Annotated in this window: 7 protein-coding genes and 1 pseudogene; 2 read left to right on the top strand and 6 right to left on the bottom strand. The window is 56.7% G+C overall.

The annotated features are described in order from the left end of the window. The 4 genes and pseudogenes from VAE55_RS19025 to VAE55_RS19040 all read right to left on the bottom strand — a co-directional run. Positions 1-738: pseudogene (locus VAE55_RS19025) on the bottom strand (hypothetical protein); the annotation flags it as partial. A gap of 929 nt (positions 739-1,667) precedes the next feature. Continuing rightward, complete coding sequence (locus VAE55_RS19030) at positions 1,668-1,967, bottom strand: DUF3592 domain-containing protein (protein ID WP_322817294.1); 300 nt, start codon at positions 1,965-1,967, stop codon at positions 1,668-1,670. Continuing rightward, positions 1,874-2,110 carry a hypothetical protein gene (locus VAE55_RS19035; protein WP_322817300.1) on the bottom strand — a complete coding sequence of 79 codons (237 nt, stop codon included), beginning with the start codon at positions 2,108-2,110 and terminating at the stop codon, positions 1,874-1,876. Before VAE55_RS19035 ends, VAE55_RS19030 begins: the two co-directional genes overlap by 94 nt. A 368-nt stretch (positions 2,111-2,478) precedes the next feature. Further along, the gene (locus tag VAE55_RS19040; RefSeq protein WP_322817299.1) at positions 2,479-2,592 is read right to left on the bottom strand and encodes a hypothetical protein; all 114 of its coding nucleotides are present in this window, start codon (positions 2,590-2,592) and stop codon (positions 2,479-2,481) included. Between the two features lie 151 nt (positions 2,593-2,743). Here VAE55_RS19040 and VAE55_RS19045 point away from each other — a divergent pair, with 151 nt between their 5' ends. Together VAE55_RS19045 and VAE55_RS19050 are read left to right on the top strand one after the other, a co-directional pair. Beyond that, positions 2,744-3,778: a vitamin K epoxide reductase family protein gene (locus VAE55_RS19045; RefSeq protein WP_322817295.1), complete on the top strand. Its 1,035-nt coding sequence runs from the start codon at positions 2,744-2,746 to the stop codon at positions 3,776-3,778. Positions 3,779-3,903: 125 nt separating this feature from the next. Next, positions 3,904-5,139, top strand: coding sequence for a TsoY family (seleno)protein (locus VAE55_RS19050; protein WP_322817296.1), 1,236 nt, complete (start codon positions 3,904-3,906; stop codon positions 5,137-5,139). Positions 5,140-5,194: 55 nt separating this feature from the next. On the opposite strand, the gene serA is transcribed toward VAE55_RS19050, so the two are convergent. Further along, positions 5,195-6,772: a phosphoglycerate dehydrogenase gene (gene serA, locus VAE55_RS19055; protein WP_322817297.1), complete on the bottom strand. Its 1,578-nt coding sequence runs from the start codon at positions 6,770-6,772 to the stop codon at positions 5,195-5,197. 9 nt (positions 6,773-6,781) lie between these two features. Further along, a complete protein-coding gene (locus VAE55_RS19060; protein ID WP_322817298.1) occupies positions 6,782-7,360 on the bottom strand; it encodes an SIS domain-containing protein in 579 nt (192 codons plus the stop codon). Positions 7,361-7,629: the final 269 nt, after the last annotated feature.

The following is a 7,629-nucleotide window of genomic DNA, read 5'->3' on the forward strand; positions in this document are numbered from 1 at the left end:
GCCGTAGGTGGTGCCGCTGGCGGCAGTGGCCCAACCCACCACGCCACGGCCCGAGATGCTGTCGCTCAGTCCGTAGACGCCGTAGGTGGTGCCGCTGGTGGCGCTGGTCACGCCATACACGCCTGTGCCCGATGTGTTGGCGCTCTCGCCATATACGCCGTAGGTGGTGCCGCTGGCGGCAGTGGTCCAACCCACCACGCCACGGCCCGAGATGCTGTCGCTCAGTTCGTAGACGCCGTAGGTGGTGCCGCTGGTGGCGCTGGTCACGCCATACACGCCTGTGCCCGATGTGCTGGCGCTCTCGCCATATACGCCGTAGGTGGTGCCGCTGGCGTCCAGTCCGATGTTTCCCCCGGAAAGGATGAGTCCCGTGCCGGTTCCGGTCCACGACTGCCCCCAGTAGGTATGGTCAGACCGCGCCACCGTCTTGGCTGTGCTATTGCCCCCAAAGTTCACACTCAGCGTCACATCCCCGCTAGCTCCTCCGCCGGTCAGACCAGCCCCGGTATGTACCGCCGCGATGTCGCCAATCGCCGCCGTTGCGCATACCCAGGCGCTGCCATTCCACTGCGGTACCTGCCCGTTGGCACAGCTCTGCGGCAGCAGATACGCTGACGCCACACTGAACTGATTCCCGGTTAGGGAAAGTCCCGTCCCCGCCGTATACGTGGTGTCGTTGTCCACATTGTCGGCAAACCCGGCCGGGACACCCGGGTGTACCCATCGCATACTGCGCATACGGCGCTGCTGTCAAAGCTTGCCGTGGGGAAAGGGTCGTATAGCCGCTATCGCCACTGCACTGCACGGCGATCTGCAACCAGCACGCATCACTGGTAAACGCGCCTGAACCAGAATCCAGCGTGACCGTGAACAGGCCGTTGCTGACGGTCACGCCGGTCTGGGTAAGGGTGCTCCCGATCTGCGAGCCGCCACTGACCGCATCCCATAGACTAAACTGGAAACTACAAGTGCCGTTGTATGGACTACCATTCTTCTGAAGCTGGCCCTGGTAAGTGAACGCTGTACCAAGGGGAGCAGCCTGAACAGAGCCGATCATCAGGATAACGCTTAAGAGAAGCACACCAGCAATCCCGATGAGCCGATGGCGAGTCGTTGCTGTCTTGCGAAGAAATGTCCATGATGGTTGTTCATATGTCTCTCTTTCTGCGCTGTTAGGTAAATGAAGATTGCGTACAGGAACAGCAACCGAATGCCCTGATGACGGTTACACCATCTCCTGCTGCCTTCTTTGTGCCGACGACAATGCGAACGTTCCGGTGCTGACCAGCGGGTTTGGCGAAGAATTGGTTCGTCATCACCTCCCATTGCGACGTGCTTCCATACCCAGTGTTCGTATCAGGTGCTCCGACCGGCACGTGTACACATCACGTCGAACGAGTGGGCGCGATCGTAGTCGCTGTAGCAGCGTGCTTGACACGCTCAGCAATCCATCCGGTTTTGGTGATTTGTATCCACAGTGCAGCAGGAGAACATCTTTGCCAATAGTATAATGAACAGCCTGCCACAAACAATACCGAAATGAACAGGCAGGCGGGGTGATCAATCTCTGTGTCTTACCCATGCGCCTCTATCCCGGCATTACATAGGCTGACTTGCGTACAAGTGGCATCAGATGCCTGTGCAATGCGCAGTAAGTAGTTAATGACTCACAGGCGACCGGGATCGTCGCAGCAGCAAACCCAGCAGCCCAATATCCCGTCCAGCTTCAACAAGATGAGAACCCAGTTGAGCAGGGCAAAAATCCCCAGCACCACAAATAGTCCACCAAAGCCAATAAACACGGTAGATGGCAGCCAGGTGAAGGGCGAGTCGATCACCGCAAATTCAGGGTTCTCCGGATCGTAGAGTACGGTCACTTCCTGGCCGCGACGATAGGCTGGAGGATTACTGTTTGTCGGGTCTTGAAACCGCACAACCTGCCCCGTACTGGTGGTGAATTCCACCACGCCTTATAGCCGGTGCTGCCTCTGGAACTCCGCACCTCGTCCAGATCGACAACCACCCCACTTGCCGAGAGGTGTGATGAGGGTACCATCCAGTCGCGAGCGACGAGACCGACCCCGACGAAGATTGCTCCGATGATGATCATGATGAATCCACCCGTCAGATGGCTAAACAATTTTGTGATCATGTGTGCCCTCCAGTCGTTGATGTACTACAAAGTTGCCATTACAATCATCGTTCCACAGCTTGCCCCCTCCTGAACGGCTGGGAGATAGCTGTATCGTGATACCTCTCAGCATACACAAGAGGCGTCTACAAAACGTCTACATGCAAGCCGGCTAACCTCATCATCGTTATCCTCCGGTCGTTGACGGGCCAGGAAGCTGCCATTGCCATCATCGTCCCGCAGCTTGCCCCCTCCTGAACGGCTGGGAGATAGCTGTATCGTGATACCTCTTAGCATGGCATGGAGGCGTCTACAAAACGCCTCCATGCATACCGTGCTGGCCCGACTCATGACCGTTTCAGTACCAGGGGAAGATAAACCCGCTGCACTTGAAGCTCATACGTGCCGATGTCACACGTTCCGTCTTGTAGATGGGTGACGCCACGCTGGTTGGTAGTCAGGCAGGTGTAGCCTCTCTTGAAGTCGACCTCGCAGGGTGGATGGGCAGGTTGTGTTGCGGAATGTGTACCGGTTTGTTAGTTAATTCAGGCTTCAAAGCGACTTGAACAACCAATACAATGCATGATAATCGCTCAAACAGAAGAGGTTCCTATGCGCACACGTTGGTTATGGGTAGGCTTGCTCAGTAGCCTGCTGGTAATTGTTGAATGGTTGTCGCTGCCTGACGCCCTCGCCCAGCCACCGGTGGCGTGGGCTGTTCTCTTCTTCTCACCCACCTGTCCTCATTGCCACGTGGTGTTAGATGAGGTCTTACCGCCCCTGCAAGCTCGCTACGGTGATCAGTTGCACATTCTAACCATCGATGTCACAACTCCCGACGGCATGGCACTGTACGAAGCGGCCATCACCGCCTTTGCCATTCCGCGTGAACGCCTGGGGGTACCGGCGCTCTTTTTCGAGCAGGTACATCTGGTCGGTAGTGCGGAAATTCCTGCGCAGTTGCCGGGCTTGATCGAACAAGCTCTGGTCGCAGGTGGAAGCCGGTGGCCGCCCATTCCCGGTCTTGAGCCGTATGTCACCCGCCTTGAATCAGATATGCCATTACTGCCATCCGCCTCTACCTCCCCATTCAGTCGCGATCCGGCCAACACGCTGGCGTTACTGGTCCTAACCGGTATGATGATCGTTATCTTCATCACCGTTCGACGCCTGCGCTGGCCGTTTGATCGGCCATTGCCGGCATCCAGCAATTGCCTCATACCGGTGTTTGCGGTTGTTGGTCTGGTGTTGGCCGGTTATCTGGCCGTGGTTGAATTGAGTCAGCAGAGCGCTGTGTGCGGCCCAATCGGCGATTGTAATCTGGTACACCAGAGTCCTTATGCCCGTATCGCAGGGGTTCCGGTCGGATTGGTAGGCGTAGCTGGCTACCTGGCCATTCTTGGGGCCTGGATGCTTAACTATGTTCGTGATTGGCGGGTAGCCCGCCAGTTATTGGTTGGATTCGTTCTGGTCGGCACACTCGTTTCGCTCTACCTGACCTTCCTCGAACCATTTGTGATTGGGGCGACCTGTCTCTGGTGTCTGCTCTCGGCAATCACGATGACCACCCTGCTCTGGTTGGTCGCGTTGCCGGTTGATCGTCCGGTCATGCGGGGGCGGCGGTCACTTTCGGCGGCAAAACGGTAGTACCGGCAAGCCAGTATCTCCGTTCCCCATTTAATTGGTTGGACGGTGTAACCTCTTCCCAATTCATTGCATATTATAGACAAAAGGTCGCAAAAGACTTGACAAAAGGAGGAGGTTACAAACTCATGAGACATGTGGTTGCTCGTCTGACGGGATTGCGCTCGCTGGGTGAACCCTACACACCAACCTATTGGTTGGCGGCACTCGGTAACAGTGGTACAGCCGTGACCTTTTTCATCTGGTTGAACTTTCTCGTTCCGCATCCGAACACGCCGATTGTGACGTTCGACAGTATTGCTGCTTTATGGGCCAAGACGGATGTGATCGGTCAAATGCTCTTGCTGATTGCCCTGGCCGGTGTGGCCATCTTTGCCATCCGTCATCTCCAGTCACTCATCTGGAATCTGAGCGAATTTAGCCGTTTTCGTCGCAGCAGTGCTTATCTCCAGCTCCGTGAAACGAACGGTGCGGTAATGTTGATGGCACTGCCCCTAACCCTGGCGATGACGATTAATGTGGCATTTGTGAGCGGTGCAGTCTTCGTGCCCGGTTTGTGGAACGTGGTCGAATATCTGTTCCCCTTCGCAATGACGGCGTTTCTCCTCATTGGTGTGCTGGCCCTGCGCACGTTTGCAGATATTTTCGGGCGGGCATTAGCGAACGGTCATTTCGATTGCACGTGCAACAATAACCTGATGCAATTGTTGGCTGCGTTTGCCTTCGCAATGGTCGGTGTAGGAATGGCTGCACCAGCGGCGATGAGCACGGTCAAACTGACGATTGGTCTGTCGATGTTGGGGTCAATTTTCTTCATTACTGCGGCAGTCGTCATCGCTTTGATCCTGCTGGTGTTGGGAGCACGGGCGATGTTGACGAATGGGTTGGCCGTGGAAGCTGGTCCCAGCCTCTGGATGCCGATTCCGTTTTTGACGCTGATCGGTATCGCGGTGTTGCGTATCAGCCATGGTCTGCACAGTGGCTTTGAACTGCATATCGAAGCCCCACATCGGTTACTAATCACTGCGGTGTTCTTCAGTCTGCAACTGCTGGCAGGTTTGTTGGGGCTGTCGGTGCTGCGACAGGTAGGTTATTTCCGAACGTATCTGAACGGGCCGGCACGCAGTCCTGGTGCGTATGGCCTGATCTGTCCGGCAGTGGGACTGTTCGTGTTCGGGATGTTTTTCCTGCACGTCGGTCTGATGCAAAACGGTCTGATCGAGAAGTTCTCGCCGGTCTATTTCGTTGCTCTGGCCGCGCTGGCCATGGTACAGGTATTCGGTATCATCACGATGTTCCGGCTTGATCGCCGGTTACTCGCGCAGCCGTCGCGATCACCGGCTGAAGCCGAGGGCGTGGCCTGAGAAACATAACCGAAAGGGGGCGGAACATCCGCCCCCTTTTTCATTCGTTCGTTGCTTACAACTCTACACTAAACGCAGCCTGAATACCTGGAATCGTCGCTATCTGCTCCATCACCTGCGGTGGTGCCGGTTCATCGAGCGTTAAGACCATCACTGCCCGCTCGCGGGGCGCGCGCCGTCCCACGTACATCCCCGAAATATTTACATCGGCTGCACCGAGTAGTTGCCCGACTTTACCGATCATGCCCGGCTGGTCGTGATGGTACGTGATCAAGAGTGATCCCTGCGGGACAAAATCGACAAAATAGCCGTCCATTTGCACAATGTGTGGTTCGCCACGCAACACAGTACCGCTGAATGTGCGAGTGCGTTCCGCTGTCTGCACGTGTAGGGTGATCAGACCGGCGTAGTTTTCCGCTTCCGGCGAGACTCGTTCGGTCATGCGCACGCCACGCTCGCGGGCGATAATCGGTGCATTCACCGGGGTAATCCGCTCTGAGCTGCTGGCGGCCAGTAAGCCCTGCAAGACGGCGAGTCGTACCGGTTGGGTGTCCATGTCGGCCAGTTCACCACCCAATTCGAGATCGTAGCTGCGCACCGGCTCCTGAACCAGTTGCATGACCAGTGTGCCGAGCAAGCGGCCCAGATTGAGGTACGGTTGCAGGACGTTCCATGCCTCTGGTGCCACGAAGGGCGCATTCACTGCATAGCGTGGTGTGCCACCGTTCAGCGCAGTTACCACGCCTTCCGCCATCTCAGTCCCGGCGCTCAATTGCGCTTCGGTGGTTGATGCACCAATATGGGGCACAGTGATGATCTTCGGATGACCAAGCAGCGGGCTATCCGCCGGTAGCGGTTCCTGGTTGTATACATCGAGCGCCGCGCCACTCAGATGACCACTGTTCAACGCCTCAACCAGCGCGACTTCATCAACGATCCCTCCGCGACTGGCATTGATCAGGTAAGCGCCCCGCTTCATCTGCATAATCCGCTGCTGATCGAACAGATTGCGCGTGCTTTCGATCAATGGGACGTGGAGTGAGATCACATCGCTCCGCTGCACCAATTCGTCGAGGGTAACCAGCGAAACTCCCAGTTGTTCGGCGCGGTCAAACGAGACGACCGGATCATACGCCAGCACTTCCATCTCTAACGACCGTGCCCGGCGTGCCACCTCCGAGCCAATTCGCCCCAGCCCGACCAGTCCGAGCGTCTTGCCGCGAACTTCCCAACCGACGAAGTCGTTCCGTGCCCAGCGTCCGCTCTGCAACGATGCATGAGCCTGGGGGATGCGACGGGCCAGGCTGATGAGCAGGCCAATCGTCAGTTCGGCAACCGCAACGTTGTTTGAGGCCGGGGCATTGACCACGATGATCCCGCGTCGGGTGGCCGCTTCAACGTCGATGTTGTCAACCCCGGTACCGGCGCGCCCGATCACGCGCAATCGTTCACCGGCAGCAATCACCTCGGCGGTGACCTTCGTCGCCGAACGGACAACCAGGGCATCGTATTCACCAATGATCGAGATCAACGTCGGTTTGTCGAGATCAAGCCGGACATCCACTGTCCCGGCCTGACGCAACACCGCAAGTCCTTCGGCAGCGATCTTTTCAGTAACAAGAATCCGGTTCATAGACTCCTCTCAAACGTATGGCTCGCTAGCACTGGCAAGACGTTGTTCGACCTGCTCGCAAATGGCATGCAGAACGAGGGTGTGAACTTCCTGAATGCGTGCAGTGTTCTGGCTCGGCACGATCAGAGCGTGATCGGCCAGATTACGGGCCATACCACCATCTTTGCCGAGCAGGGCAATGTTAATCATACCTCTGGCACGGGCGGTACTCAGCGTGTTAATGATGTTTGGTGAATTGCCACTTGTACTGAACACGACCAACACATCACCGGGTTTGCCTAACGCCGTCAGTTGACGGGCAAAGACCTCATCGTAGCCAAAGTCGTTGGCAATACACGTCATCGCACCGACATCAGCGTTCAGGCAGATAGCCGGCAATGGTCGGCGGTTATGGCGGTATCGTCCGATTAACTCTTCGGCCAGATGCATAGCATCTGCCGCACTTCCCCCGTTTCCCGCAGTGTATAACGTATGTCCGCTCAGTATTGCATCGGCCACCAGCTCTGTGATCCGGTCGATGGCCGGTGCCAGAGTCGTGCATGCCTGTAAAACCGTAATGGCTTCATCAAGTTGCTGTTGGAATGACATAATCTCTCCGTAGGTGATAATCTCGCGCCTATTATACGCGCTGTCGTTACATAGCACGTCGGCTGTGGGTGAGAGTGACTGGACGCTCTTTCATCAATCTACGTAGACACGCTCCAGCCTGAACATTATTTACACGCAGAGATATACGTTTCGCGTAGCGTGGAGTGCGGCAGCCATGCTGCCGCGCCTACCGCCCTGACTGCCCCCAAGCGGTGGAGTGCGCCAACCCACCGGTAATTCTTGACCGACCGTGCCGCACCGAAGCGCGG

The organism is Chloroflexus sp. (assembly GCF_034432675.1).
Lineage (GTDB): Bacteria > Chloroflexota > Chloroflexia > Chloroflexales > Chloroflexaceae > Chloroflexus.

What these genes read in the sequence shown, in the direction of transcription:
- VAE55_RS19035 (WP_322817300.1), bottom strand. Translation starts at nt 2,110, where the DNA reads ATGATCATCATCGGAGCAATCTTCGTCGGGGTCGGTCTCGTCGCTCGC.
- VAE55_RS19045 (WP_322817295.1), top strand. Translation starts at nt 2,744, where the DNA reads ATGCGCACACGTTGGTTATGGGTAGGCTTGCTCAGTAGCCTGCTGGTA.
- VAE55_RS19050 (WP_322817296.1), top strand. Translation starts at nt 3,904, where the DNA reads ATGAGACATGTGGTTGCTCGTCTGACGGGATTGCGCTCGCTGGGTGAA.
- serA (WP_322817297.1), bottom strand. Translation starts at nt 6,772, where the DNA reads ATGAACCGGATTCTTGTTACTGAAAAGATCGCTGCCGAAGGACTTGCG.
- VAE55_RS19060 (WP_322817298.1), bottom strand. Translation starts at nt 7,360, where the DNA reads ATGTCATTCCAACAGCAACTTGATGAAGCCATTACGGTTTTACAGGCA.